At 50.3% G+C, this 24,913-nt stretch carries 25 protein-coding genes; 5 read left to right on the top strand and 20 right to left on the bottom strand.

The window, feature by feature from the left end:
• Nucleotides 1-24 precede the first annotated feature (24 nt).
• The gene (msrB, locus tag CBR65_RS00590; protein WP_087465063.1) at nucleotides 25-435 is read right to left on the bottom strand and encodes a peptide-methionine (R)-S-oxide reductase MsrB; all 411 of its coding nucleotides are present in this window, start codon (nucleotides 433-435) and stop codon (nucleotides 25-27) included.
• 78 nt (nucleotides 436-513) lie between these two features.
• Between msrB and CBR65_RS00585 the strand changes: the two genes are divergently transcribed.
• Together CBR65_RS00585 and CBR65_RS00580 are read left to right on the top strand one after the other, a co-directional pair.
• Nucleotides 514-1,728: a pyridoxal phosphate-dependent aminotransferase gene (locus tag CBR65_RS00585; protein WP_087465062.1), complete on the top strand. Its 1,215-nt coding sequence runs from the start codon at nucleotides 514-516 to the stop codon at nucleotides 1,726-1,728.
• Between the two features lie 82 nt (nucleotides 1,729-1,810).
• Nucleotides 1,811-2,257 (top strand): hypothetical protein, encoded by a 447-nt coding sequence (locus CBR65_RS00580; RefSeq protein WP_087465061.1) that lies wholly within the window; start codon nucleotides 1,811-1,813, stop codon nucleotides 2,255-2,257.
• A 72-nt stretch (nucleotides 2,258-2,329) separates the two neighbouring features.
• Here the strand turns inward: CBR65_RS00580 and CBR65_RS00575 are convergent, their stop codons facing one another.
• From CBR65_RS00575 to CBR65_RS00565, 3 genes are read right to left on the bottom strand one after another with little or no spacing between them, the layout of a single operon-like run.
• Complete coding sequence (locus tag CBR65_RS00575) at nucleotides 2,330-3,277, bottom strand: class I SAM-dependent methyltransferase (RefSeq protein WP_087465060.1); 948 nt, start codon at nucleotides 3,275-3,277, stop codon at nucleotides 2,330-2,332.
• An 8-nt stretch (nucleotides 3,278-3,285) separates the two neighbouring features.
• Nucleotides 3,286-4,437: an ATP-NAD kinase family protein gene (locus CBR65_RS00570; RefSeq protein ID WP_087465059.1), complete on the bottom strand. Its 1,152-nt coding sequence runs from the start codon at nucleotides 4,435-4,437 to the stop codon at nucleotides 3,286-3,288.
• A 21-nt stretch (nucleotides 4,438-4,458) separates the two neighbouring features.
• A complete protein-coding gene (locus CBR65_RS00565) occupies nucleotides 4,459-5,580 on the bottom strand; it encodes a 4-phosphoerythronate dehydrogenase (protein WP_087465058.1) in 1,122 nt (373 codons plus the stop codon).
• Between the two features lie 257 nt (nucleotides 5,581-5,837).
• Between CBR65_RS00565 and CBR65_RS00560 the strand changes: the two genes are divergently transcribed.
• Nucleotides 5,838-6,536: a hypothetical protein gene (locus CBR65_RS00560; RefSeq protein ID WP_087465057.1), complete on the top strand. Its 699-nt coding sequence runs from the start codon at nucleotides 5,838-5,840 to the stop codon at nucleotides 6,534-6,536.
• A gap of 201 nt (nucleotides 6,537-6,737) precedes the next feature.
• Here CBR65_RS00560 and tusA read toward each other — a convergent pair whose 3' ends face one another.
• Nucleotides 6,738-6,971 carry a sulfurtransferase TusA gene (gene tusA, locus CBR65_RS00555; protein WP_087465056.1) on the bottom strand — a complete coding sequence of 78 codons (234 nt, stop codon included), beginning with the start codon at nucleotides 6,969-6,971 and terminating at the stop codon, nucleotides 6,738-6,740.
• Between the two features lie 150 nt (nucleotides 6,972-7,121).
• Here tusA and CBR65_RS00550 point away from each other — a divergent pair, with 150 nt between their 5' ends.
• Nucleotides 7,122-7,517, top strand: coding sequence for a hypothetical protein (locus CBR65_RS00550; protein WP_232461290.1), 396 nt, complete (start codon nucleotides 7,122-7,124; stop codon nucleotides 7,515-7,517).
• 24 nt (nucleotides 7,518-7,541) lie between these two features.
• On the opposite strand, the gene rlmM is transcribed toward CBR65_RS00550, so the two are convergent.
• From rlmM to CBR65_RS00535, 3 genes are read right to left on the bottom strand one after another with little or no spacing between them, the layout of a single operon-like run.
• Nucleotides 7,542-8,594, bottom strand: coding sequence for a 23S rRNA (cytidine(2498)-2'-O)-methyltransferase RlmM (gene rlmM / locus CBR65_RS00545; protein WP_087465054.1), 1,053 nt, complete (start codon nucleotides 8,592-8,594; stop codon nucleotides 7,542-7,544).
• Complete coding sequence (locus tag CBR65_RS00540; protein ID WP_087465053.1) at nucleotides 8,591-9,244, bottom strand: alpha/beta family hydrolase; 654 nt, start codon at nucleotides 9,242-9,244, stop codon at nucleotides 8,591-8,593. Before CBR65_RS00540 ends, rlmM begins: the two co-directional genes overlap by 4 nt.
• Nucleotides 9,234-9,467 (bottom strand): YheU family protein, encoded by a 234-nt coding sequence (locus CBR65_RS00535; protein WP_087465052.1) that lies wholly within the window; start codon nucleotides 9,465-9,467, stop codon nucleotides 9,234-9,236. The genes CBR65_RS00540 and CBR65_RS00535 overlap by 11 nt, the downstream gene beginning before the upstream one ends.
• 124 nt (nucleotides 9,468-9,591) lie before the next feature.
• Here CBR65_RS00535 and CBR65_RS00530 point away from each other — a divergent pair, with 124 nt between their 5' ends.
• Nucleotides 9,592-10,131: a glycine cleavage system protein R gene (locus CBR65_RS00530; RefSeq protein ID WP_087465051.1), complete on the top strand. Its 540-nt coding sequence runs from the start codon at nucleotides 9,592-9,594 to the stop codon at nucleotides 10,129-10,131.
• 124 nt (nucleotides 10,132-10,255) lie between these two features.
• On the opposite strand, the gene CBR65_RS00525 is transcribed toward CBR65_RS00530, so the two are convergent.
• The 12 genes from CBR65_RS00525 to CBR65_RS00460 form a co-directional block, all read right to left on the bottom strand.
• Nucleotides 10,256-10,651 (bottom strand): DUF2721 domain-containing protein, encoded by a 396-nt coding sequence (locus CBR65_RS00525; protein ID WP_087465050.1) that lies wholly within the window; start codon nucleotides 10,649-10,651, stop codon nucleotides 10,256-10,258.
• 77 nt (nucleotides 10,652-10,728) lie between these two features.
• A complete protein-coding gene (locus CBR65_RS22615; RefSeq protein ID WP_157671930.1) occupies nucleotides 10,729-16,266 on the bottom strand; it encodes a DUF6701 domain-containing protein in 5,538 nt (1,845 codons plus the stop codon).
• A gap of 45 nt (nucleotides 16,267-16,311) precedes the next feature.
• Entirely contained in the window at nucleotides 16,312-16,743 is a 432-nt protein-coding gene (locus CBR65_RS00505; protein WP_087468846.1) for a pilus assembly PilX N-terminal domain-containing protein, read from the bottom strand.
• 28 nt (nucleotides 16,744-16,771) lie between these two features.
• On the bottom strand, nucleotides 16,772-17,551 hold the full coding sequence (locus tag CBR65_RS00500) for a type II secretion system protein J (protein WP_087465046.1): 780 nt from the start codon (nucleotides 17,549-17,551) through the stop codon (nucleotides 16,772-16,774).
• Nucleotides 17,551-18,024, bottom strand: coding sequence for an MSHA biogenesis protein MshD (locus tag CBR65_RS00495; RefSeq protein WP_087465045.1), 474 nt, complete (start codon nucleotides 18,022-18,024; stop codon nucleotides 17,551-17,553). The genes CBR65_RS00500 and CBR65_RS00495 overlap by 1 nt, the downstream gene beginning before the upstream one ends.
• On the bottom strand, nucleotides 18,011-18,334 hold the full coding sequence (locus CBR65_RS00490; protein WP_087465044.1) for a hypothetical protein: 324 nt from the start codon (nucleotides 18,332-18,334) through the stop codon (nucleotides 18,011-18,013). The genes CBR65_RS00495 and CBR65_RS00490 overlap by 14 nt, the downstream gene beginning before the upstream one ends.
• Nucleotides 18,335-18,446: 112 nt before the next feature.
• Entirely contained in the window at nucleotides 18,447-18,851 is a 405-nt protein-coding gene (locus tag CBR65_RS22610; protein ID WP_087465043.1) for a type II secretion system protein, read from the bottom strand.
• Nucleotides 18,852-19,049: 198 nt separating this feature from the next.
• Nucleotides 19,050-19,586 carry a hypothetical protein gene (locus CBR65_RS00480; RefSeq protein ID WP_087465042.1) on the bottom strand — a complete coding sequence of 179 codons (537 nt, stop codon included), beginning with the start codon at nucleotides 19,584-19,586 and terminating at the stop codon, nucleotides 19,050-19,052.
• A gap of 4 nt (nucleotides 19,587-19,590) precedes the next feature.
• On the bottom strand, nucleotides 19,591-20,814 hold the full coding sequence (locus CBR65_RS00475; protein WP_087465041.1) for a type II secretion system F family protein: 1,224 nt from the start codon (nucleotides 20,812-20,814) through the stop codon (nucleotides 19,591-19,593).
• Between the two features lie 59 nt (nucleotides 20,815-20,873).
• Nucleotides 20,874-22,589, bottom strand: a complete 1,716-nt coding sequence (locus tag CBR65_RS00470) for a GspE/PulE family protein (protein ID WP_087465040.1) — start codon at nucleotides 22,587-22,589, stop codon at nucleotides 20,874-20,876.
• A gap of 15 nt (nucleotides 22,590-22,604) precedes the next feature.
• A complete protein-coding gene (locus CBR65_RS00465; protein WP_087465039.1) occupies nucleotides 22,605-23,999 on the bottom strand; it encodes a lipopolysaccharide assembly protein LapB in 1,395 nt (464 codons plus the stop codon).
• A complete protein-coding gene (locus CBR65_RS00460; RefSeq protein ID WP_087465038.1) occupies nucleotides 23,996-24,913 on the bottom strand; it encodes an ExeA family protein in 918 nt (305 codons plus the stop codon). The genes CBR65_RS00465 and CBR65_RS00460 overlap by 4 nt, the downstream gene beginning before the upstream one ends.

Here is a 24,913-nt window from a genome sequence, read left to right as displayed (position 1 = left end):
TGCGCGATAACGCGCACGCTGACATCATTCTTTTTTATCGGTGTCCTCTTTCAACAATATCGAAGCCGAATTAATACAGTAGCGCAACCCGGTCGGCGCAGGGCCATCCGGAAATACATGCCCTAAATGACAGCCACATCGACGGCAAAGCACTTCAGTGCGACGCATACCGTGGGTTGCGTCAAACTCTTCCTGAATTTTCTCTTCCTGGATCGGGGCATAAAAGCTGGGCCAACCGCATCCCGCATCAAACTTCGTTCCCGACTCAAACAATGGCTCTCCACAACAGCGACAGCGATAAATGCCGTCCGCGAAGACATTCCAATACTCACCGGTAAACGGTGCCTCCGTGCCTTTAAGCCGGCATACACGGTATTGCTCGGGTGTTAGGTGCTCACGCCAGTGAGCGTCGTCATAATTTTCTTTATCGGACATAACGATTTCCTTGACACAGTAGCCTGCGAACCACGATGATTTAGTGCTTATTTCTGCATAAAAGGCATATTACTGCAAATGAGCAATATTAAGAAATCCGATAAGCTTAACGGTGTTTGCTACGACATCCGCGGCCCGGTTCTGGAACACGCCTACCGCCTTGAAGAAGAAGGCCACCGTATCCTGAAATTAAATATCGGCAACCCTGCCCCGTTTGGCTTCGCAGCACCCGATGAAATTATCCAGGATGTCATCTACAACCTGCCCAATGCAGAAGGTTATACCGCATCGCGCGGACTCTTTGCCGCACGTAAAGCCATCATGCAGGAGAGCCAGCGCCTGCAAATCCCCGGCGTGGAGATAGAAGATATTTTCCTGGGCAACGGTGCCAGTGAGCTTATCGTGATGGCGATGCAGGCCCTATTGAATAACAACGATGAAATTTTAGTACCGGCACCCGATTATCCGTTGTGGACGGCGGCCGTGAATCTCGCCGGAGGCAAGGCTCGTCACTACCTGTGCGATGAAGAGTCGGGTTGGTTCCCGGATATTGCGGACATCGAAAGCAAAATCTCTGACAAAACGCGCGGGATTGTGGTTATCAACCCCAACAACCCTACCGGCTCCGTTTACAGCAAAGATGTCTTGGAACAAATTGTTGAGCTGGCACGCCGTCACAACCTGATTATTTTTGCCGATGAGATTTACAGCAAAATTCTGTATGACGACGCTGAATTTCATCCGATGGGCCGCCTGGCGCAGGACGTACTCTGCGTAAGCTTTAATGGCTTATCAAAAGCTTATCGCCTGGCCGGTTTTCGTTCAGGGTGGATGGTAATCAGTGGCGCAAAGCATCGCGCCAAAAGTTATATCGAAGGGCTGGAGATGCTGGCATCCATGCGCCTGTGCGCCAATGTACCCGCCATGTTTGCCGTCCAGACAGCCTTGGGTGGCTATCAAAGCATCAACGAATTGATCGTGCCTGGCGGGCGCCTGCGCGATCAACGCGATGCAGCGATGACAGCCATTGAAAAAATTCCCGGCCTCTCTTGTGTCAAACCGCGCGGCGCAATGTATCTGTTTCCGAAACTGAATCTCGATATGTACAAAATCAAGGATGACGAACAGATGGTGCTCGACTTCCTGATCCAGGAAAAAATTCTGCTGGTGCAAGGTACCGCATTTAACTGGCCGACCAATGATCACTTCCGCATTGTATTTTTACCGCGCGAAGATGACCTCACTAAAGCCATCCACCGTTTCGGTGAATTCCTGCAACGTTACTCGCAATAACCTGTTTGCATTGTCATTCTCAGCCGCTGCTGAGGATAACAATGCACAGCGCCGCCATCCGTTTGATATCAGGAAATCGCCCATGGCTGATATTCACATCGCAGATTTCTATAAAGATGTTGCGCGTATATTTGCTCAGCTTTACCTCAGTTTTCCGCGCAAGATAACACTCTTTGTCGAGGATATTTCAGGTCCGGATTCACCGGATGAATTCGGCTTGCACTGCACTCGTTTTCAATCTTGCTTCAGTACAATGATCTGGCTGGCAGAGACTGGTTATATTCATTATGAAAGCACCATTCGCCAAGAAGCACTGGATCAGGTGACACTCTCTCACAAAGGTTTTACAGTACTTTATTCGCGGTTGGATATGGAAGAACTGTCCGGCATTGCGGTAGATGCGGACAAAGAACTGCCACCGTCAGTGCAGGAAACTTATGCCAGCAGTATTTATCTTGTACGCCAGGCACTGAAAAGTGGTTCGTCCCATGCCATTGAACAGGTTGTTCAAACCTTGCTACGCAAATAATACGGAATCAGCAGGAAAATCACTTGCAACGGCAGGTGTAAAAGCTTTAACAACGTCCGTTGCGATTTTCCATCAAACCGCCACTGGTGGTACACGAAATACTAATAGTTTTAATTGTTGCTCCGGATTTACATCGGGAAAATCAGCTGAAGGAACAAGGCGCTCTTCATAAGTACCGGTTGGGCACTCGTGACTAAAGACATCAATCAGGAATTCAGTGGTTAACTCCGGGGCATTCAAACACGCCAGGACCAACCCACCTTGCGGCATCAATTCCGGCAGCCGGCGCACCAGACGCGCATAATCTTTTTGCGCAACAAAACTGCCCGGTTGATAGGAAGGTGGGTCGAGAATAACGATGTCATAGGGCCCGCGCTTCTTGATACGCCCCCAGGATTTTAAAATATTCTCTGCTAAAAACTCACTGGATTTTTTATTGAGCTGATTGAGCATGTGATTATCACGCCCGATTTGCAGCGCCCTGCTACTCATGTCTACGTTGACAACCTTCTCTGCACCGGCAGCAATCGCCACAACAGAAAATGCACAGGTGTAGGCGAATAAATTCAGTACCCGTTTATCTGCCGCCTGCTGCTTCAACCACCGCCGGCCCGGCTCCATATCCAAAAAAAAGCCCGTGTTTTGTTGTTGCCCCGGATGCAGAACAAACTGCAACTCACCCCGACGCGCATAGATCTTCTCGGGTAATTGCCCCCAAATCACTTCAGCGGGTGCGCCGGCGATATAACGATGCTGGACAAGAACAGCGTGAATGTGTGGCGACAACAGCGGTGTTGCCTGTTGCAAAAATTCATCGAGCCAATGCGCAGGCGGCTCCTGATAACAGGTCAACAAGAGTAACGGCTGGAAGAAATCGATACATACAAACTCCAGGCCCGCCACTGTTTTTCCACGGCCATGGAGTAAGCGGTAACTGTCTATGACGACTGAAGATTCACTACTTGGGGCAGATAAAAATTGATCTTGTAATGCTTGCAGGCGGGCTAATATGGGTTGCATAACTCTCACTAGGCAGGCGATTGACCTGCGGTTTGATCTTGAATACCCACCGGGTACATAATTCGTTCGCGATAGCCGGTAATCACCGGCAGGTATCCGGCGAAAGTTTTGTCCAGTACCGGATCATGACTATCAACCAATAAAGGGCGACCTTGTAAGGCGAGAATTTTTTCACGAGTGGCGATGACTTGAATATTTTCTTTACCGACACGACGCAAGATATCCGGCGTCAATTGCTGATTACCTCGTCCGATGATGTGACCCTGCCCACCAATGGCAGTGATGATAATGCGCACCTCACCCGTGTGTTGATCCAAAGCATTACTGATATCCTGCGCAGTGACATCGGTCGCCAGAAGCTGTTGGTTGCGCATCAAATCTACGCCCAACAAACTGCCAGCCAGATTGATTTGCTGTAATAGTACCTGCGTGGTTGAACCAGGTCCGACGATATACAAGGTATCATCCACCAGATGTTCAATCACTTCACTTGCCACATCAATTTGTGCCAGCTCATCCACGCGTGCACCGCTATTCTTAACCTGTTGCAAAAATTGCGGTGCCTCCGGCACCAGCAGTGTACCGTAAAATCGTGCACGAACCTGGCCTGCTCGAAAGGCGTCTTCATCAATATCTTTCACATCCTGTTCAACAATCGGAACCCATTTGCCTTCCAATAATAATTGCACAATATGACCTGCACCTTCCGGTGTGATGGCGTAGACACCTGAATGCATCTTCACACCGGAAGGCACGCCCAATACCGCCTGACGTGTACCTACCGCGTCGGCAATATTGCGCGCTGTACCATCACCGCCGGCGAATAAAATCAGATCAACACCTTGTGCCATCAACACACGCGCCGCTTCGCAGGTATCCACTGCCGTGGTGACCTGCGCGGAAGGACTGCCAACAACGGTGTAAGAAAAATCCAGCGCAATAGCACATGATTCGCCCATATCACCGGCATAACAAAATAGGTGGAGTTGCTCGCGCCAAGGCAACAGGACTTGTAAGGCGCGACGCATTCTAGCCATTGCGCGCGGTTCCGCCCCACGATTAAATGCCTCGGCGACGGTAGCTTCACCGTCGCTGCCCTTAAGGCCAACAGTACCGCCAAGTCCGGCATATGGATTGACAATGACACCCAATCGAAACATAGAGAGTTTTTAAATAAGAAGTTACTGACTCTGAAACCCAAGCACATTCAGCCAGGCATCAGCGGCTTGATGGTCAACGCGATAATTGTGGAACTCCCGGCGCATCGGATAATGTTTGCGCAACAGATCGAACCCAATAGCAAAATTGGCAGAACCAGCCAAAGCCTGAGTGGAGAGTTCGCGCAGACGGCGATCATCGGCGGCAATGTCATAGACTTGTGGGATGAGTTGCTTAACTGCATCCCACGGATCAGAAGCAGTCACTACCAAGCGGTTATCGGCTAAAGATTGGACAAGGTCACTGACCGCCTTTTGCGGCTCGACCGAAAGATGGCCACATAGCGCCTGATAGATCATCTCGGTACCCTTGAGCTTACCGTCATAACTGTAACCAGCAATGTGCGGCGTGCCGAGCGCGACGCGCGCCAACAAGGGTTGAGAAATTTCCGGCTCTGGCTCCCACACATCCAACACCACTTGCAAGTCCCTATCGGTGTGAAGGTGTTTCAACAACGCCTGATTATCAATGACCGGGCCGCGACCACAATTCAACAACACCGCGCCCGGTTTGAGCTGTTCCAGTTCCCGCGCGCCAATTAAATGAAAACTGGGGTGAGCGCCGCCCGTGGTCAGCGGGGTATGCATGCTGATGATGTCGCAAGCCAATACCGCTTCGAGGCTCGCCAGATCTTCGTTCTGCTCCGGCGTAAGGAAAGGATCATAGCAATAACACTCAACGCCCTGCGCATGCAGACGGCGGTGCAAAAGCCCTCCCACATTGCCGCAACCGATAATCCCCACCTTGCGTGACAACCAATTGACGTCCAGATGGCATAACGCCGCATAAACGTATTCCACCACAGAGTTGGCATTGCAGCCGGGTGCGCTGGCAAAGCGGACGCCTTGCGCATTCAGGTAATCGGCATCCAGATGATCGACTCCGATGGTGCAGGTGCCCACAAATTTAACCGTGCTATCTGCCAGCAAATCGGCGTTCACCTGCGTAACCGAACGAACTAACAACGCATCTGCATCGGCGACATCTTTCTGCTGCATTTGCCGGCCAGGCAAACGCTGAATATCCCCAAGATCCTGAAAAAACGCTTCAACTAACGGGATATTCTCATCCGCAACTATCTTCATCTGGAGTCTCTAACTAACAAGGAGGGCAAAAAATAATCAGCTTAACGGTTTTGTCGGGTTAGCCGCCGGCAGACTGGAACCCAAGGCCAGGCTTTGGCTCTAACGGAGGCGAGTTAGCTGCAATAACGATTTTTTATATCACGAACTGTTGTGCTTTAGTTCGTTAGCATATACTTTATGTAGTGATGGGTCAGCAAAACCATCATTTCCCGGGAGTCAGCGTTTCGTGCCTCTCGCCTCAGCCAGGGGGTGTTATTATGAAGACCTCAGACACAGGCCACAACATGAATAATGTCGTGGATATCTTCACCGGTAAATCCTTCTCTGCACTCCACGAAGAGCGTTTTATCCGTCTGGCTCCTGAGCTTGACGGGCTCGAAATGCTCTACTCTAACGACACCAGCTCTGACAAACTCTTCAGTCTCAAAATCCTCTGTTGGGGATTACGGGCTAATGGAGAGGTTGTAGGGTTAGTGCCATGGCTAAACGATATAGTGCCCTGCCCTGATATCTGTGATCCCTTGAATGGTCACTGGGAAGGCTACTATGACCAGGGTATCGATGAGGTCTTTTTCGAGGCTCCAATACACAAGATAGTTGAGCTGGAAACAGCGGCCGAGTATTACGAGCTGCAGTGTGAAAATGACGATGATATTGTGCAGGAATTGCCCGATACCATCGGCACTCACGCCGTGTTGGCCAGCCCCGGAAGTAATCGTTTATCACTGGTAGAGGTCGTCAGTTGGCGCCTGCTGAACGATGGCAGCCTCTACGGCATGTTAACCGACCAGACTAAAGTCATCAGCACACCGGTATTGCCGGGTGATGATTGTCTGTACCCGGCACAGACCAGTGAAAACTTCCGTTATTTCTTCCAGCATCAGATCGCTAACAAGATCAAAGCGGAAGACCCGGAAGCCTTGGCTGCAATATCACTGTTGGTTGATGGCGTCTGATTAAAGACTGACCGAAAAACCTCCCTGACTGCCGCATCCTGCGATGCGGCAAGATTTACTTTCCCTTCACTATCTGCATTAAATCCTCGTAGCAGTACTGCTGATCAAACTGCAACCAAGGCATATCTGCTTCACATTTTTTAATACTATTTGTAAAAAATTGTACGAGCGCCCTGACGCTATAACCAAATATTTAAATTTCTAGCGTTTGCAGATGTAATACACATAGTGCTTATCGCGCACTTCCTGCTCCAGCAATTCATGACCCAGAAAATGGCAAAACTTCGGTATATCCCGCGTCGTTGAAGGGTCCGTAGCGATCACTTCAATTACATCGCCTACTGCTGCATCACGCATTGTCTTATGCAACAACATCACTGGCTCCGGGCACAACAAGCCAGACGCATCCAAAAATTTATCGATTTCTCGTTTCATAGTCTCACTTCGTCTATGAACAGGCGGGCAAATCACTTGTCGATTGCTACACTTGGTTTAGGATAATTACACGACATGAGGTTGCGCCAATGCGGATTCGTTGCGTCGGGCCTAGCCAACATACAGACAACCGCCGGGGAACCCTGTTCGATGTCTCGGAACACACACTATATGTATCACCAACCACCCGACATGTTCAGCCGCCAGGTGCTGGAACTTACTTTCCGGTTATTACGCAATAATAACCCGGAGCTTGCTTTTGCTCTGAAAAAAACCATCGATAGCATTCATTTTGCACCACCGGAAGCGACCTTGGGAAGCCACACCGGCGAAATGCATTTGAATACCGATGTTGTCCGCTTACTCGGCGCGGAAACCGTAGGCAAAATCGTTTCCGCTCTAACGGATATCGGCACACATGCTGTGGCAAAAAAAGATCTGCCGCCTCAGCATATTAAAATTCTGCGTGGACTAATTGAAGACTGGGCCGTATTCGCCGAATGGATTTTACAACACGCCACATCAGAAAAAAGCGCATTTCATTGATGGCTTATCGGGTTCATTAAACCATCAATAAATCCGTAAATGTCCGGTCACTTCTTCGCGATCATGGTACAACTGCTTAAACTGGATCTCCAGCTTCAATCCCAAAGCCGCCAGATCATCGCGAATGCGGCGCTCACATTTTTTGACTTCAATGTAGCGTTGCTTCATCGGTAACTTAAGGTTGAAGATAGCTTCGCGACAATAGCCTTTGGTCGCCCACTTACAAATTAAACTGGTAACCCGCGCCGGCTTATCCACAATGTCACATACCAACCAATCCACCGGTTTTTTAGGTTCGTATACAAAACCATCCAACCGCTGATGTTTGACCTGACCGGAATCCATCAGCGCCTGATCCATAGGGCCATTATCCACCGCATCAACAAACATACCGCGCTGAACAAGTTGCCAGGTCCAACCACCAGGTGCAGCTCCCAAGTCCACAGCACGCATACTGTGAGCTAAACGTTCATCCCAATCGGCGGCGGGAATGAAGTGATGCCAGGCCTCTTCCAGTTTCAATGTCGCACGGCTGGGTGCAGATTTTGGTAAACGCAAGCGGGGAATGCCCATGGGCCAGGAAGCGCTGTTATTGAGAGGGCTAACACCCAAGTAGGCCTCTGTTCCACTGATAAATACCAGGTGCAAACGCCATGAACTTTTTTCATCCTGTAATTTTTGTGTGCGCAGTGCTTTGGTGAAGGGCGCGAGAAATTTTTTGCTCAGCGTCGATAATTCTTTCCCTTCGTTAGTATCCACCGTTTCAATCAGCAATTCACGAGCAACAGGCAAATCATGTGCGGCGGATACCAAAGGCGTAACACGATCCGTTACCGGTAAGTTAGTCAACGCTGATCCGCTCACAAACCATTGTCGAATAAAAATTAATTGCCGGAAGCGTACCGTCTGAATCAAATGCTGAGCCGCCGTCGGTTCATGGGTAATAAATAAAACATAGGCGCTACCGTCTTTGGTTTTACTGTAACCATATATGCCCAACTCACCGGCAATATCCGTGATCTCAGCAGCGCACTCTTTTTCGAAACCGGGCCGACAATGCAAAAATAAATGGTTCACACAAGACTCTTTTTAGTGAGAGAACGAATAAATTCAAGCGTCAAATCGGCAGCTTGCTCCCAATGTTGCGATTGGGTGTGCCCGGATTTAACGCGCGGCTTGAAATCATGATCACCATCCGACAGCCACTGTATGTCTATCGTCGCCGACAAAGGATAGCCGCTAACTTCCTGGCTATTCCCCAGAGGGTCATGCTCGCCCTGAACGATCAGGGTCGGGGTAGCTAATCTTTGTAGATGCTCGATACGCAAACGCTCCGGTTTGCCTGGTGGATGAAAGGGATATCCTAAACAAACCAATCCATCCACTTGTAACTCATCAGCGATCATACTGGCCATACGGCCGCCCATTGACTTGCCGCCAATCAGTAATCTACGGCCGGCCGGCAACACTTCACGCTGCTCAGCCGCCACCTGCCGCCAGGATTCCAGCAATACCTCCGTCGTATTCGGCGGACGTTTTTTGCCCGTCACACGCCGTTCGGCCATGTAAGGAAATTCAAACCGAACCACTTCACAATGCCTTGTGCACAGCAATTCACTCATCACACTCATGAAGTTGCTGTCCATAGGCGCACCGGCACCGTGGGCAAATAACAGCGTTGCCAGAGGCGTTTCTGTTGGCGTGTTTCTTAAAATATTATGCGTCATCTGACAAAGATTGCGCGTCGCGACGTGTTAGTAAACTGACTGTCTCGCTGGCGCTATCGAAGACGATCACCACATCGCCTTTTTCTATCTGGCGACGAACCTGTTCGACTTTGGCGGATAAGGGGACTTCATCCCATCCATAGTCCGTTCCTTCACGGGTAATAAACTCTTCAATCAAACCTTGCAGTGCTTCTGCGGATAAGGATTGGGCAGGAATAATCACGGGCTTTCTCCTGAATGCATTCGTAACGCCGGGCAGCAATTAGTCAGTTTCTTCACGGCAACGGTTTTTCAGACTCATCCGCAGGGTTATACTCAGGCAAATCATTAACAATAAGGATTGTACCGTGAATACCTCAGCAACTACCTACCTTGTCTTGACCGTCATCAGCGAAGATAAACCCGGCGTGGTCGAGCTATTAGCACACACTATCAGCCAGCACCACGGCAATTGGCTGGAAAGCCGCATGGCGCATTTGGCTGGCAAGTTCGCCGGGATTTTACAAGTCGCGGTAGCCGCCGACCAGCAGGAGACCTTGCGCAATGCCTTGCAGGAATTGTCCGGCAAGGGGTTAAAGATCATTGTTGAAAGTTCCGTCGCCGCCGAAAAGACGGCCTGCCGCGAATTTCATTTCAGCGTGGTCGGTAACGACCGACCGGGTATTGTCTATGAAATAGCCCAAGCCTTTGCGGGGCGCAATATTAACATGGATGAACTGGAAACTTCCTATTCCAGTATGCCTTGGTCGGGCGAGCCGTTATTTGAAGCGACGGGGATTATTGAGGTGCCGGAGAGCGTGGATATGGATGCGCTGTATGACCAATTGGATTTGATTGCGGATGAGTTAGCGGTGGATATCCGGTTGGAGGCGCCGCCGGTTCATTGATTGTTGATTTAGCTTGAGAGTACTGAACACGTTTTCCATGAAGCCCAAGGGTTTCGAAACCCTTGGGCTTCATGGAAAACTACCGCACTGCCAATCGGCAATATCTTAAACAACAAAACTTGTTTCAGTGCTTCTCGTCAAACTTTTCTAATTCAATGTTAATTGCATTCGTTGAGATGTTTACCTCATAGAACGAAAACAACAAAGACACTACCAACAGAATCAGGCTTACCGCAAAAAGGAACTGGCCGAGTAAATAAAATTGCAGCAACAGAGCGAACATGGACAGCGTGCAAAATACAAATGACATTACACCACTGGCTTGCATCAATCGAATAATCTGCAAACGCTTGCGTAAGCCTACAATTTGCCGACGAACAACTTCTTTGGATGGTGAGCCTTCCGGTGCGCTTAATTGACGAATAACGTTCGTTAACGTAACAAAACGGTTGGTGTAGGCCAGCAACAATAAAGAAATGGCGGGAAACAGGAGACTGGGCGTGGTGATGGTCATATCCATAGCTTTACCTCGACTAATGAATGACTGAAAAAGATAGATTAAGAGCAAATACTACGCCAGTTATTGTGTCGGCAGCGTTAACGAAAATCTTCTCGCCAATAAATGATGCGATCATGACCACGGTAATTGGAGAACCGTACTTCAACGCGCGGTAAAAAGGGGTCCGCGTAATTTGTATCCTGGTTCCAGTCGTATTGAAGATGGGGCAAGCCGCTCAGGTCAATCAGGATGGGGTATGTGATTTGTGCACCCGGTGCACCGTATTGAATGCCGGCACGTCCATTCTGGAACGCGATAGCTGTTGTGGTAAGGCCGTCACCCATTACGTCAGTAGCGTCGGGGTCGGCAAAGTTAAAAACAGATGTTGCACCACTGCGCGTTACGCTGATGGTATCACTTGCCGCATTCACGCTGCTGGAGGAATCTACGAAACTCACATTTGTTAGCGGCAATTGCGTACAGCTATCTGCTCCATTTAAGACAAAAGTATTACCATTCCAGAATTCGGTTTGCCAGAACATGGGTAAGGGTGAATTTTCTGAACCAAATGCATCCTTGATATGCATGCGGCCATAAACAAATGCCAGTGAATCACCAAGCCGGAGTGCATCGCAATTGTTTTCGCTGTCGCAGTCTCCCAGCGTAGCGGCATTCATATCCAGATTATTTAACTGCCGATTGTCAAGTGTGTCTTCAAAACTGAGGCCCAGCTGTACATCCGTGTAAGGTCCATCCGGCGCACCGGTGGGCTGGCGGATTAGCGTAAATGTCGTTGTCGGATTGTTGGTGTCAAAATCCATGATGCCGTTGGTCCAGACGCTGGCTGAAGCCATCACCCGCTCACTGAGGTTAGTTTGATTGCCGTGTTCTGCGTGATACACACTCTCTGCTGTGCCTGAGTAGATCTCCGAGTGGTAGTTGGTGGTTATGCTACCTCCCACAGCCCGTGCTTCTACACGGTAAATCAGGTTGATTCCTTCATTCATGTAACTAAAAGAATCACAACTGTTCTCTGCCTCAACAAAACCGAGAGTAAAGTGGTCGGGATAAAAACGCCCGACAGGTCCGCTGGGCGTCAACGTCACTAAATCACCCGCTCCCAAATAATCATCATCAGCGAGCTCCGGTTGTAAACGAATAGTTCCAACCTCGTTCCAGGAAACATTGGTGTTTTGGACGGTACCAGCCGGTGCGATAGCACTAAAACTGCCTGCATCGGCACCCGTCAGATTACCCGCCTCCCCACCAGTCGGATAAATTAACTCGGTAATCGTCAACGCGACACTGTCGCGCTCCGATGTGGTTTCATTGCCAAAATTCGGCGTACGTGCTCCAGCAAAGTTACGCGCTTCTACTGATACAGTGAAGCTCTCACCCGCTGCAACAAATCCATCTCCACTACCCGTGGTACCTGGGTTATTGGTCACTCCACTGACGGCGAGCGTGTAGGGTTTCACCACAAACGTATTACTGCTACCCGTCAGAATAAAGGGTGGATCATTACCCTCCGCTGCAATCGGCAAGATCGCATGCAGACGCATCCTGCCGACATCAGTAAAATTCAACGGAATGGGGGCGGTCCCCGTGTTATCAAAATTGAGTAAAACGTTGGAATAATTTGTGATGTTATTGTTTGGGTTGGCTGACACAGCATTACCATTCACCGTAAATGTTTGCCCTGCACTGCATGTAGAAGGGTTAACGCACTCATAACCCATCTGCACCGTCCGCGTTCCCGCCACGCGTGCTTCGCAAGCACCGGTATCCGTGTTGGTTTGTACGGCGCGAATAATCGGTGAGGAATTCAACATGCCGGCAACCTGGTTTTGCAAAGGGATTAAATTTCCATCACCGTAAAAACGAAGCCCCACATCACTGAATGCAATATCGGGATCAGCAGACGCAATCTCCGTCGATGTTCCATCATTGACATTGATATTTAACACGGCTGGGGTTAGTTGTTGCAGGTATTTAACGAACGAGGTTTCTACACCGCTGAAGACATAACTATTTCCACCAACCCATACGCCGGTCGCTGGCACTGTTGCCAGCACCGCCGTCGTGCCGGCAGTTGGTGCAATAGCATCGCCATTAATATCTCGTGCCGTAATTACAATGGGTTCTGCTTCACAGGTCACACCAGTTCCGCTGTGCGAGATGGTGTAATAGCTGACTGTCGGTACGGCTGGACAATAATATAAACCAGCACCAACGGCTGGACTCGGCCCGCGCGGAATCGCGACAAATGTACTGCTCCCCGGCACGCGCCAACGCAGGCGAATTTCAGCATCGATCAGGCGCTCATAAAACTCCATGCGAATCGGATATACCTGCCCGGCAACAAGATACACATTGCCACTGGTGTGATCCGTTGCGCTGTGATCGTTCCATTGATCTATTAATAATTGTTCATTAACCCACAAACGTACCCCATCGTCAGAACGCGTCTGGAATTGATAATTACCTGTAGCGGTTACACGCAAACGCCCATTCCAACGAATCGAAAATTCATCCGCATTCACGCCAGTCACACCGGGCGCCGATTGATTCCACATATAATCAATCGGGCCATCAACACGCGTACCGGCGGGGGTGCCAGTCATGGTTATATTGTTGAAGTATTCTCCCTGAATGCCGCCACTGGGTTCCACACCCGAACAGATTTCCGTTGTTGCGCAATGATAAAGCCCAGCCCCCAGTGAAGGAGATGGGCCAGCAGGGATAGCCACATAAGAACCGGCCCCCGGCGTGAGCCAGCGCAGGCGTATCAGTGACTGACCGCCGTTTTCATAGTACTCCAGGCGAATACTGTAGGTTTGACCCGCAACCAATGCAACGTCGGTGCTGGTATTGGTTGTATTTGAATGATCTGTCCAATTATTAATAACCAGGACATCATTCACCCACAGGCGCACACCGTCATCCGATGCGGTTTGAAAGCGGTAATTGCCACTTTGAGTAATGCGCACCAAACCATCCCAGCGAACCGAAAATTGATCGGCGTTTACGCCGGCTACCCCTGGACTTCCGCCAACCCAATCAAAGTTAATAGGCCCATCGATTCGACTACCCACTGCCGTGCCGGATAAAGACGTATTATTAAAATACTGCCCGATAATACCACTGACCAAAGTGGTACATACCGGTACTGACAATCCGGGTTCAGCAACTGCAAATTGTCCAAACGCTGTAATAGCGGTTCCCTGCGTACTGGTTGCAGAACGTGAATTAACGGTGACATCATTCCATGTGCCGCCGGTGTACCGCTGAACTTCGAAATTTTGCGGCGTTGCACCTGCGTCAATATCCCCAGCCAGATAGTTAAAGGTCACATCCATTGTTGCGATGGCTGCACCTTCGCTCGTAATACTCCACCAACGATTGACTGACCGCGCGGCATCCAGATTTGAACTATCAATTTGTGGATGATCACCGTTTGATTGGCTGATATTGACCACAATAAAACCGGCTGCGGTCACGTTGGGAATAGTCATCACCAGCGGTCGATAGGCTGCTACATCACCAATATCAAACGTGCGCCCCTGATAACCCGCAGGCATCCACAAGCCTAAATTACCAGCCACCCATCCACTGCCACGACTCACACCTGACCATCCACCCGTTTGAGCCACACGCAACACATTAGTGTTGGTAATCAATGGTCCACTGGTTAGCGTGATTTGCTCTTGAACCGTGACATCATTGTTGATGGACAACCCCGCTGCGTTATTTAATTCCATTCGATTGAATGTTGTTGCGCCGGCTAACTGTTGCAAACTGCTGCCATTAAATGAATGCAAACCTGTGCCGGATGTGAAGCTACCACTATTGGAAAAGTTTGCGCGATATTGTTGCGCAGCTGTCGCTGAATAATTGTTGTTGTTAGTAAAGTTGTTCAGATATTGCTGCTGGGCCGAGGCATTGGTTGTTCCAGTATTAATAAACTCTCCTTGATAAATAACCGCAGCAGAATTTTCAAATGTCACACCGGCTAAAACCTGAGTGCTACCAGCAATGGTCGGAACACTCCAGGAGGTTTGATTCTTCGTGCCACTGCCAGCCATAATCAGGTTGTAATAATTGATATCACTCACACCTAACATAACCGTTTGTGTGCCGGTGCCGTCGTAAGTGAAGGTACTGCTGGTTCCCGGAAGTATTCGCGCACTACCGTTCGGAACGGTGAGGCTACCGGAAAGAAAAATATTGGCGGCGCCGGTTGCTTGAATAAAAGCTGCATCCGGGTTGTTAGTGGAAATGATTAGGTTGCTATTGATATCCAGCGTGCCGGCAGTCAAATTAATTTGCGCGGTTCGGTTGCTGTTATTTCCGCCATTCAGGGTGACCGGACCATTCACGGTCGCACTGCCCGTACCAATATTCCAGATCTTTGACGCATTGCTGGTATTTGCACCATTGACCGTTACACCGCCGGTCCCTACCGTCAATGCGACTCCAGCGTTGTGGTTTAAATTGACATTTGACCCACCAGTTTCCAGCACCACAGATTTTGCAGCCGCTGCAGCGGTTAACGTCACTGTTCGGTTGTTACAAATAACGACGTCGTCTGCTGCCGTCGGCACCGCCGCACCGCTGGTGCCACTGCAACTGGTTGCACTCCAAGTGCTCGTCGCATTCCAGTTACCATTATTTACCGCGTAGCGTGTACCACCCGGTGTGTAACGGATAATGACAATACCTGAACCGCCAATGCCGCCGTTGAATTGGGAGCCGGAACCCTGGCCTCCCGACGCACCGCCGCCGCCACCGCCCGTGTTTGCTGTTCCGTTGCCGCCAGCGCCTCTGGAGCCCGGCGCAGAACCACCGCCACCGGTGCCACCTGCACCACCGGCTCCGTTAGGAGAGCTGCCAAAAAAACCGCCGCCACGCCCCCCACCGCCATAGGTGACTGCGCTGCCGGTAATGTTGTTACTCACACCCGCACCGCCGGTGCCGCCGGTATTTGCAGATCCATTACCACCTGCAGTGCCCGCACCGCCGCCACCGCCTGCTGCTGCCGTATTTGTTTGACCACCAGCGCCATTACCGCCACTGTTCCCTTGTCCTCCGGTACCACTCGCGCCATTATTTCCCAAGCGGCCACCGCCTCCTGAACCGCCGGATGTGGCAGCAAATAAGACCGACGCACCACCGCCACCACCAGCCGATGTAATCGTGGAAAAAGAGGAAGCACCACCGGTACCGCCCGCTCTTGTTTCGCCGATACCAGCAACACCGCCGACGCCGACCTGCGTGGTGTAAGCGGTAAAAGGAACAACACTTAGCGTGCCGCTGCGTACGCCACCTGCACCGCCGCCGCCAGCACCACCAACGCTTTCGTTATTTGACGTGCTGATAATGCCACCGCCACCACCACCGCCACCGATAACCAGATATTGCACCGACGTAATACCCTCGGGTGCCGTAAAACTTCCCGTGCCAGACATAAAGGTCAGCACCACGTCACCGCCGACTGTCGTCGTCGAGCAATTGGTACATTGCGCAATGGCAGGAGCCGTACCTGTACAAAACCAAACGAAACAAAAAGCCATTAGCAATGCAAACAATGCGCTGCCCTGGTTTTGTTGTTTTGCCCGGATAGGTTGCCGACTCATGGTTAATCCCGTCTGTTTATATTTTTCTATAACTATTTTTTTGCGTTATTCCTGATCGGTAAAAGAACCGACTTTTACGGTTCGCGATGCACTAATCAATCCGGAACCGCAGGTGCCGGTACTGGTGATGGTGTAGTAACTGGATGTATCACTGGCGCTACAACTTGTGCAAGTGCAGCTTGCCTGAACGGTGCAGCCATTCAGACCGGCAACACCGTTGAATGATGTATCGATGTTCAAACCGGTACAGCGCCCATTAATCGCCATGCGGTTGGATGCATCGGGAAAGAACAATACCTGCATGGCCTCCTGGGCACCGCTCTCCGCTGCATAAAATGCCTGGATACTTACCAGCTCCTGCGCGCCGGACAGCGTGGTTTGCACCGTGGTACGCCACAGTGCTATAGCAAAAAAACTCATGACGACCACGATAAAAATTGCCAGCGGAATCAAAAAACCTCGTTGGGATTTTTGCATAACACTAACTGAACGGCGACGATAAAAGTCAGGGGACATTTCTGATCATGACCTCCTGTGTCAAATCCACTCGCTCAGGACCACTGGCAAATGCAAGATTAATGGTAACCAGTGCGTTGCGGTTTTCACTGCCGGCGGACAAAGCAAAGGGCGCGCGCGAATCGACAGCGAAAACATTTTCTGCCATCAATTCATAATCCTCTGATAAATCAATATTGGTATTCGCTGTGGATTGATTGGGGTAAAAACGCAATTGGGTTCCGACCAGGCAAAACGCTTGTGGATTGTTAAGCACATAAAAACGACGGTTGATGGAATTGCGTTGCCATTGTTTGGGGGCCGACAAGGTTAAGCTGTTAGCACCCGTTCCCGTCAGGGGCGCCAGAGACACGGGATTGGTGGCGTAAAGTTCTGCCGAGGAGAGTGCGCCGATGCTCACCCATTGTGCTGAGCCATATTCCACATCGAAAGGCGACACTGTAATGTTGGCGTTGGCAGCTGCACCGTTGGCCGTATCCGGTACCGGCGTCAGATAATTTCCACCCGCTGCAATCGGCATAAATTTAATACATTGATCACCCGCACTGGTTACGAGGCTGTACGGCAAGGCAATGCGCAATTGGCGCGTCATCTGTTCGACAGCTTGACGTCCGGTATTCACCAACAAAGCCCGCGTACGGGTGGTTTCATAATTTTGTGTTGAGCTGACGACAAACTGGCTGCCAATCACCGCCACAATCGAAAGGATAACCACGACGGTAATCAATTCGATCAGGGTAAAGCCCTGTTGTTCGTTAAGGTCACGCATCAGAAATTGTACCGATAAGCGGCAAGGGTCAGCGTCTGACCGTCAGGCGCTGAGACAGTAACAGTGATGCGTTTGCGATTGTTTTCCGTTGTCACGCTGACCTGGCGTTGGTAATTGGGAAAAGGCGCATCGGTGCGATTATGAAAATCGTCCACATCATCGATGTTGGCATCCAGTGTGTTGGTACAACTGACGGTAGCTTGAGTACTATCGCATGCGGGAATGCCACCGCTCGGCGTCGCCTCGTCGTACTTCAGCGCAATAATTTCATCGAGCTTCGATTGCGCCGCTTCCAACAAGCGCACGCGAATAATGGGATCAACACTGTTGCTGCTGGATTGCACGTACACCGCAATCAACGCGGTCAGGGCAATGCTGACGACGACAATAAAGACGATGAGTTCGATAAGGCTGACGCCTTGATGGAAACGAAGCTTCGAAAATTTGTAGCGACGGTGATCAATAATGGGCATAGCCGCTGGCCTCAACAGTAATCGTGGCGGATACGCCGTCGCGACTTACAGTGATACTTCCCGGTGTGGTTTTTCCCAATTTATCGTATGCATAGGTGGGTCGCGTTGAGGTAACGCTGACACCTGATGGCAAAGTGAGCGGATAGGCATCGCTGTGGATGCGAATGGAATTACCGTTTTCGGTAATGTCTACTCTATTGGCGTTGATGGACAATTGAATATTATCTCGCGCCATGGCGGTTTGTTGGGCGAAAAACAAAGCCGCGATGATGTCATCGCGGCTTGTTTGAACAATAGAAGTGGGTACCACATTAACTCTATATACAAAAGCAGTCGCAAGGACGCCAATCATAATCAGAATGGCAATTAACTCAAGTAACGTGAACCCTCTCTGTTCTAAGCTCATACGTAGGCATAATTAATCAAAGCGTTACCCCATAAACCACAAAATTAGCGTCAGCTTCGGTGTCAGCAATGCTAGGAGTGTGGAGAACGCACGTTACAGACGCACCATCAGCAACAGCCGCGGCTACAATTTCATAATTAGGTGGTAAAGCACCTCCTTCAAGTAAGGCAGCTGCATCTGTGCAATTTGCTACAGCGGTGGGGGTCGGGGCGTCCTGAACTCCCGCGTCTGTTGCTACAGCGGCGGCGTAATTCAATGCACTCGCGCTGGCCAAACTGCCAGCAACGCCCTCTACAGCTGATTCTCTAGCAGCATCCGACAAATCAATAAACCGTGGCAACGCCGTAGCTGCCAAGATACCCAAAATCACAATAACCGCGATCAATTCAATCAAGGTAAAACCGGATTGTTGTTTCTTCATAACCAGACTCCAGACAAAAAATTATTGTAAAAAAACCAAAATGTTATTGCGACTAACACACTACCTCTAGCCCAATACTACCCAACCTTCCTTGTCTGATATTGAGCACCGCACCCGCCGCAATATCAGAAAATTGACGCTCGCTTACCTACTAATATAGACCACTTCAATAAGTATGCCAGCGCCGCCCAAAAAGGATCATAAACTTGACACCTGCTTCGCAGCGGGTGTTGTTACCGACACTTGGCCGGTTTGCACGTTGTAGTCAAAAAAATGGCTGCCACGCGGCTCTGTTACCAGTTCATAGCGACACATGCCCTGCTTCGGACTGCTGATATGGTATTGTCGTTGCCCCCAATCCGACTCTGCGACTGTAGCTTGCTGCGGATTTTGCAATAAACTCTCCCACAGCTGCTGACAAAAAGCCGTCGCTTTTTCCGGTTCGTCTTTTGCCACGACCGGCTCGGTTGACATCGGCCAACCCTGATCGCTCATATAAATAAACTGACCATCAATCTGCACAAAAAATTGTTCCGGGTTGACCCGATTAATCAACCAACTCGCGCGAGCCAAGGCCACCCCGGCGGTAAAATGATGCGCAAGTAACTCAAACCCCATACGCCGCCCTTCGCGCGCCATATCCAGGTAACGTACAACAGCAAACAACAGGACGATGCCTATTGCACTGACCGTAATCAGCCATTCAAACCGGCTCCACCCTTGTTGACGAATCATGTCGTCATGCCTTTTGAATGTTGTACATATCCCACATGGGCAGAAAAATACCCAGTGCGAGCACCGTAACAAATCCGGCCATGATGATGATCATGATCGGTTCGATTCGATCACTGAGTTTTTTTACGTCGTAAGCCACTTCGCGTTCGTAAAAGGCGGCAACTTCCTCCAGCAACACATCAACCTGCCCGCTCTCTTCACCGACAGACACCATCTGCAAAACCAACGGCGTAAACATGCCACTTGCCTGGTGCGTCTGAAATAAACCTTCGCCCCGTTCTATGCCGGCGCGAATCGCGCGCACCTTGTCGCCCAGGTAGGGATTATCAATCGCGCGCGCGGATAGCTCCAAAGCATTGCTGATGGGTAAACCGGCCTTCATCATCAACCCAAACGAGCGGGCATAACGCGCCATGGAAGCGCGTTCGATGATGTCACCCACAATCCAGACGCGCAGTTTCTTTTTGCCCCATTGGCGGCTGCCTTCCGGCGTCTGGATATAGCTGTACAGCATGGCACCGCCGATCGCGATAATGACCAACATATACAGCCAATAGTTAACAAAAAAATCTGAAATGCCAATCAGGATGCGCGTTGGCAACGGCAGCTGCGCACCGAACTTACTAAATAAACCAGCAAACGCCGGAATAACCTTGACGTTGATAACGCCTATTGCAATCGCTAATGCGATCAACACAAAACTGGGGTAGCGCAACGCGGTTTTAATACTTTTGATCGTCTCCAGATCCCGTTCCATGTATTCGCTTAATTGATGAAACGCCAGATCCAACCGACCGCTGCCTTCACCCACACTTACCATGCTGATAAATAATTGGTTAAAGACTTTGGGGTGGTAACGCATAGCGGTAGATAATTCCACCCCGGATTCCAATCGTTCAATAATATCCAGCAAGATTTTCTGGAATGTTGGATTGCGCAACGACGCAGATAAACCGCGCAAACCTTTTACCAAAGGAATGCCTGCTTTGGTAATGGTGTACATTTGCCGGCAGAACATAATCAGTTCAACGGTTTCCACGCGTCGACTTTGCGTCAGTTCCTGCCAGTATTGGGCAAAACCCTGTTGCGATTTCTGCTCTTCCAACGCAATGGGCGTGACACCGCGATTCAGCAACTGTGTTGCGGCGGCGTCCGGGCTGGAAGCGTCTACCTGGCCGTTGACCGGTTGACCTTCTGCATTGCGTCCTCGGAAAGCGTAGATTGTCATAGGTGTTTTATTCGGCTCTTTTTGTCGGCTTACGCTGCGCTAAGCCGACCTACGTTTTTTTAAATGGCTTCTTCGACCTGGGCGGTGATGCCCATGACTTCGTCGAGCGTGGTTAATCCTTTTTCAGCATATTCCAATGCAACAAGGCTGAGCGATTGAAAATAAGGGCTCTCTGTTGCTGCACGGGTAAAAGCGTTGATGTTGTTTTCACGTAAGGCTTCGGCCATCGGCTGATTCAGTTCAAGCATTTCAAATACACCGATGCGCCCGCGATACCCGGTGTTGTGGCAATGAGGACAACCGGCGCCGTGTTTAAACGTTACGCCGGAAAAATCTCTTCCTTTGCCAACGGTTTTAATCAATTGCACATCGTTGGCATCGGGCGTGTAATCCTGAATACAGCTGGTGCAAATCTTGCGCACCAGACGCTGCGCCACAATCGCTTTTAAGGCAGTGGCAACCAGATAACCATCGACGCCGATATCAATCAAACGTAACGCCGAAGTGACCGCGTCGTTGGTGTGCAAGGTGGATAACACCATGTGACCGGTCATCGCGGCACGAAGGGCAATTTCGGCGGATTCTGCGTCGCGGATCTCTCCCACCAACAAAATGTCCGGGTCTTGCCGCAAAGTCGCGCGCAACACATTGCCAAAGGTCAAACCGATTTTTTCGTGTAACTGAACCTGGTTAATACGCGGCAAGCGATATTCCACCGGGTCTTCTACGGTGATGATTTTCTTCTCCGGCTTATTCAACTCCGACAACGCACCGTAGAGTGTTGTTGTTTTACCGCTACCGGTTGGCCCCGTTACCAACACCAGACCATGTGGGCGCGTAATCACGCGGCGAAAACGTTCCATCAGGGTTGTCGGCATACCCACTTTATTCAGCGCCAGCACGCCGTCGGTATGGTCCAGTAAACGCATGACCACTGACTCACCAAACTGCACCGGCATGGTCGACATACGCACATCAATGTTGCGATTTTTAACCTTGAGATTAAACCGGCCATCTTGCGGTAAACGCTTTTCAGAGATATCAAGGCCAGCCATCAACTTTAGTCGCACCACTAACGCCGATGCGATACGTTTTTCATTCATCACCTGTTCAAGTAATACGCCGTCAATCCGGTTACGGATGCGCAAGACTTTTTCATCCGGTTCAATGTGAATATCCGAGGCTTTAGTGTTAATCGCTTCTTCAAATATTTTTTGCAGCAGCTTGACGACAGGGGCGTCACTATCGGCCGCTTCGGTAACAAAATCAGCCAGGTCAACCGCCGCTTCTTGCAGCTCTTCGTCCAGTTCGCCGGCCAGTGTGGCGATCTCACTGGCGCGGGTGTAGGCAATATCCAATACATCCAGTAATTCTGACTCACGTACCACCGCCGGTTTTAGCGGCTTTTTAAGGATGCGCTGTAGTTCATCAAGACAAAATAGATCCGTAGGGTCTGCCATGCCCAGTAACAATCCGTCGAAGTCTTCACGCAGCACAATCACCCGGTAGCGGCGCGCACTGGTTTCCGGCAAGGATTGCACCAGAGCGCGATCAAAACGAAACTGTTTTAACTCAACAAACGGAATATTCAGCTGCGCCGACAAAAGATTCAGCAGCGCGTTCTCTTCCACATAGCCCAACTCAACCAGCGTATTACCCAGCTTGCGGCCACTGAGTTTTTGCTCTTGCAGTGCGTGCTGCAATTGCGTCTCGGTGATCATATTTTTTTCGACCAGCAAGTCGCCGATGCGAATTCGTTTTGCCATGGTTGTCATGGTTTTTTGTACCTGTTAATGCGATAAAGCAGCAATGCGCTGCGCAACATAATCTCTAACCTGCGGCTGCGCGTCCTGCAAGCCAATACGTTGGTAGGCCTCCAGTGCGCTGGCATTTTCTTGCAAGGCATCCAACGCCAACGCCAAACCCAACCAATACGCCGGTTTCTCGCCAAAGTTCGTTAACAGCCGGCGATAATGAGTCGCTGATTCCTGATAACGTGCGGCTTTGTGATAAAGCGCAGCGAGCAACGCGCGATAGGTTTCATCCTGCCTGGCCTGCTCAATGTCTTTTTCCAATACCGCCAGTGCAGCCCCATGCTGGCCTTGTGCGGTTAATAATTGTGCCGTCAGGCGTGTGTGATCCGTTACAGGTAAATAAGCATCGGCCTGCTGCAACAATAAACGCGCCGCCTCCTGATTGTTTTGTTGAACATACAAATCAAACAAACGGACTGCGGATTTGACCGGTTGCGGGTGCTGCGCGATAAATTGCTGCAACGATAAAACCGCCGCATCGTCATGGCCTTGTTCAATCAAGGCATCCGCTTGGGCAACCATTTGCTGATCTTGCCAACCGGGGCTTGGCTTAATATCAAGATCACTCGGTTTGGCTTCTGCCACCGGTAAGGTTTTAACCGGAACGGATGCAACCTCTGCATTGGAATTAACAATCGAGTCTTCCGTCGTCACAGGCTGCGGTGAGGAAGTCACCTGCTGCAACTGTGCGCGGAACGCTGCAATCGCTGCATAATCCGGTGCTACCCATTCAGCGCGTTGCAAAAGTGTTTCCACGCGCGTCGTTTCGCCGTCCTGATATGCATCCTGTGCCAATTCCAGATAACGCTGCGCGATGCGCTGCATTCCTTCCACAGCCGGTTGATTATCTGGCGCTAATCTCAGGATTTCCTGATAGTACCGATACGCATTGTCTTCAATCGGTGCGGTTAAACGATCCAGCGTTAATGCACGCTCTGCCTGTTGCAACAGGCGATAAATATCTTCCTGTTGCTTTGCGTTGTGTGATTCGGTTGCAACTGTATCAACAGGTGCAAGCTCTTCCGATAAAGGTTCTTTCGGCACCAACACTTTCGGCGCGGCGTCTTTCTGCATGTTGTCATTTGCTTTCTCTTCAAAAACAGAAGCTTCCTGTGCAGGAGCAACTTCAAGGGTCTCCGGTGACACATGGGCTTGCGGCAGCTCTTGTTCGTTATTTTTTTGCAAAAATAATTGTGCAACCAGTGCCAGTAAAATAACCACAACAAATATCAATACGCTGGGCATCCAGGTATAGCGGCTTCTTTGCAACAACGATGATTGCTGTAACAGCGCATCATTTTCTGCCGTTGTCGAATGATCGGCTTGCTGCCGCGCCGCCAGGTCGCGCAACATATCGTTTACCAAACTCATAATGTCATCCCCAACAAACCGGGAACAACAATACCAACCGCGGCCAGTGCCGCTAATGAAGGCCATAACCAATAATCGCGGCGCGCCAGCCAGCGACCGAGAGAGCGACTCTCACCGGTATCAGCAATCGCGCGCTCAATATGGCACCGACGAACCTTATCGGCACCCTCCCCGTAAGCCGCCAACATCGCCTTATGCGCCATCACATTAATCAAACGCGGCACACCACCGGATGCGCTGTATAACAACGACAAAGCCGAACGGTTAAATAACGGATTGCCAGTGTAGCCCGCAGACTTCAGTCGATAGTTGACATAATCCGGCAAATGCTTTCGTGCAATACTCTGCAAATATTCCGAGAACACAATTCGCTGTTTCAACTGGCGCAAATCCGGACGATTTAACAATTCATCCAACTCCGGTTGGCCGAACAGCACGACCTGCAAGAGTTTGCTTTTTTCCGTTTCAAGATTCGTTAACAAGCGCAAGGCTTCTATCGTTTCGCGCGGCATGGCCTGCGCTTCGTCGATCACCAAAACCACCTGACGCTTCGCTTTTGCCAACTCCACCAAGCGAGCGTTGATGTCTTTCAGTAATTGGTATGACGGCAATTCGGGTGAATAAGCAATACCGATTTCCTCCGCCAGAAACCATTTAAGTTCATCGGGCGTGAGATAGGGATTGGGAATATACGCAGTAATATATTGCTCACCGAGGCTGGCCAGGAGTTTGCGACTCAACAGCGTTTTTCCGGTTCCGACTTCGCCGACCACTTTGATAAACCCCTCACTGTGGCGCAACGCGAGCAATAACGTACTCAACACTTCGCGGTGACTCTGACTGTTATAAAAAAACTGCGTGTCAGGCGTCAGCGAAAACGGATGCTCTTGCAATCCAAAATGTTGACGATACAT

Source organism: Cellvibrio sp. PSBB006, assembly GCF_002162135.1.
GTDB lineage: Bacteria > Pseudomonadota > Gammaproteobacteria > Pseudomonadales > Cellvibrionaceae > Cellvibrio.
Note: the sequence above shows the minus strand (reverse complement) of the source record. Positions and strands in the feature narration are given on the sequence as shown.

Coding starts and splice junctions, on each gene's coding strand:
- CBR65_RS22610 (WP_087465043.1), bottom strand. CDS start 18,851: ATGAAGAAACAACAATCCGGTTTTACCTTGATTGAATTGATCGCGGTT.
- CBR65_RS00550 (WP_232461290.1), top strand. CDS start 7,122: ATGTCTCGGAACACACACTATATGTATCACCAACCACCCGACATGTTC.
- CBR65_RS00505 (WP_087468846.1), bottom strand. CDS start 16,743: ATGCAAAAATCCCAACGAGGTTTTTTGATTCCGCTGGCAATTTTTATC.
- CBR65_RS00525 (WP_087465050.1), bottom strand. CDS start 10,651: ATGGATATGACCATCACCACGCCCAGTCTCCTGTTTCCCGCCATTTCT.
- CBR65_RS00580 (WP_087465061.1), top strand. CDS start 1,811: ATGGCTGATATTCACATCGCAGATTTCTATAAAGATGTTGCGCGTATA.
- CBR65_RS00475 (WP_087465041.1), bottom strand. CDS start 20,814: ATGACAATCTACGCTTTCCGAGGACGCAATGCAGAAGGTCAACCGGTC.
- CBR65_RS00500 (WP_087465046.1), bottom strand. CDS start 17,551: ATGCGTGACCTTAACGAACAACAGGGCTTTACCCTGATCGAATTGATT.
- CBR65_RS00495 (WP_087465045.1), bottom strand. CDS start 18,024: ATGCCCATTATTGATCACCGTCGCTACAAATTTTCGAAGCTTCGTTTC.
- CBR65_RS00470 (WP_087465040.1), bottom strand. CDS start 22,589: ATGACAACCATGGCAAAACGAATTCGCATCGGCGACTTGCTGGTCGAA.
- CBR65_RS00565 (WP_087465058.1), bottom strand. CDS start 5,580: ATGAAGATAGTTGCGGATGAGAATATCCCGTTAGTTGAAGCGTTTTTT.
- CBR65_RS00460 (WP_087465038.1), bottom strand. CDS start 24,913: ATGTATCGTCAACATTTTGGATTGCAAGAGCATCCGTTTTCGCTGACG.
- CBR65_RS22615 (WP_157671930.1), bottom strand. CDS start 16,266: ATGAGTCGGCAACCTATCCGGGCAAAACAACAAAACCAGGGCAGCGCA.
- CBR65_RS00575 (WP_087465060.1), bottom strand. CDS start 3,277: ATGCAACCCATATTAGCCCGCCTGCAAGCATTACAAGATCAATTTTTA.
- CBR65_RS00465 (WP_087465039.1), bottom strand. CDS start 23,999: ATGAGTTTGGTAAACGATATGTTGCGCGACCTGGCGGCGCGGCAGCAA.
- msrB (WP_087465063.1), bottom strand. CDS start 435: ATGTCCGATAAAGAAAATTATGACGACGCTCACTGGCGTGAGCACCTA.
- CBR65_RS00570 (WP_087465059.1), bottom strand. CDS start 4,437: ATGTTTCGATTGGGTGTCATTGTCAATCCATATGCCGGACTTGGCGGT.
- CBR65_RS00480 (WP_087465042.1), bottom strand. CDS start 19,586: ATGATTCGTCAACAAGGGTGGAGCCGGTTTGAATGGCTGATTACGGTC.
- CBR65_RS00560 (WP_087465057.1), top strand. CDS start 5,838: ATGAAGACCTCAGACACAGGCCACAACATGAATAATGTCGTGGATATC.
- CBR65_RS00540 (WP_087465053.1), bottom strand. CDS start 9,244: ATGACGCATAATATTTTAAGAAACACGCCAACAGAAACGCCTCTGGCA.
- tusA (WP_087465056.1), bottom strand. CDS start 6,971: ATGAAACGAGAAATCGATAAATTTTTGGATGCGTCTGGCTTGTTGTGC.
- CBR65_RS00585 (WP_087465062.1), top strand. CDS start 514: ATGAGCAATATTAAGAAATCCGATAAGCTTAACGGTGTTTGCTACGAC.